General features: G+C 50.0%; 2 tRNA genes and 2 rRNA genes. All 4 read left to right on the top strand.

The annotated features are described in order from the left end of the window. A 16S ribosomal RNA gene (locus PGR29_RS24795) occupies window positions 1-56 on the top strand; the annotation flags it as partial. A 71-nt stretch (window positions 57-127) separates the two neighbouring features. Next, window positions 128-204: transfer RNA gene (locus tag PGR29_RS24790), tRNA-Ile, on the top strand. Between the two features lie 105 nt (window positions 205-309). Continuing rightward, a tRNA-Ala gene (locus PGR29_RS24785) sits at window positions 310-385 on the top strand. Window positions 386-555: 170 nt separating this feature from the next. Beyond that, window positions 556-1,098: ribosomal RNA gene (locus PGR29_RS24780) — 23S ribosomal RNA — on the top strand; the annotation flags it as partial.

The following is a 1,098-nucleotide window of genomic DNA, read 5'->3' as shown; positions in this document are numbered from 1 at the left end:
GGGTGAAGTCGTAACAAGGTAACCGTAGGGGAACCTGCGGTTGGATCACCTCCTTACCTTAAAGAACCTGCCTTTGTAGTGCTCACACAGATTGTCTGATGAAAATACAGCAGTAAGTAATCTCTGCAGGCTTGTAGCTCAGGTGGTTAGAGCGCACCCCTGATAAGGGTGAGGTCGGTGGTTCAAGTCCACTCAGGCCTACCAAATTCTTCCTGATACCGCGTTGTGAAACGACTCGCATACCTGAGTATGCTTCGCCGTTCCACGCCTTGTCTCAGAAAGAATTAAGGTTGATGAGATAACTACGATGGGGCTATAGCTCAGCTGGGAGAGCGCCTGCTTTGCACGCAGGAGGTCTGCGGTTCGATCCCGCATAGCTCCACCATCCTTACTGCAAAAAACAAGAAAACTTCAGAGTGTACCTGAAAAGGTTCACTGCGAAGTTTTGCTCTTTAAAAATCTGGATCAAGCTGAAAATTGAAACGACACACAGTTAATGTGTGTTCGAGTCTCTCAAATTTTCGCAATCAGAAGTGAAACATCTTCGGGTTGTGAGGTTAAGCGACTAAGCGTACACGGTGGATGCCCTGGCAGTCAGAGGCGATGAAGGACGTGCTAATCTGCGAAAAGCGTCGGTAAGGTGATATGAACCGTTATAGCCGGCGATGTCCGAATGGGGAAACCCAGTGTGATTCGTCACACTATCGTTAACTGAATACATAGGTTAACGAGGCGAACCGGGGGAACTGAAACATCTAAGTACCCCGAGGAAAAGAAATCAACCGAGATTCCCCCAGTAGCGGCGAGCGAACGGGGAGCAGCCCAGAGTCTGAATCAGCTTGTGTGTTAGTGGAACGGTCTGGAAAGTCCGACGGTACAGGGTGATAGTCCCGTACACCAAAATGCACAGGTTGTGAACTCGAAGAGTAGGGCGGGACACGTGGTATCCTGTCTGAATATGGGGGGACCATCCTCCAAGGCTAAATACTCCTGACTGACCGATAGTGAACCAGTACCGTGAGGGAAAGGCGAAAAGAACCCCGGCGAGGGGAGTGAAAAAGAACCTGAAACCGTGTACGTACAAGCAGTGGGAGCACC

The organism is Klebsiella sp. 141203, assembly GCF_032601985.1.
In the GTDB taxonomy this organism is placed as follows: Bacteria; Pseudomonadota; Gammaproteobacteria; order Enterobacterales; family Enterobacteriaceae; genus Klebsiella; species Klebsiella aerogenes.
The sequence above is the reverse complement of the archived record's forward strand: the minus strand, read 5'-3'. Positions and strand labels throughout refer to the sequence as shown.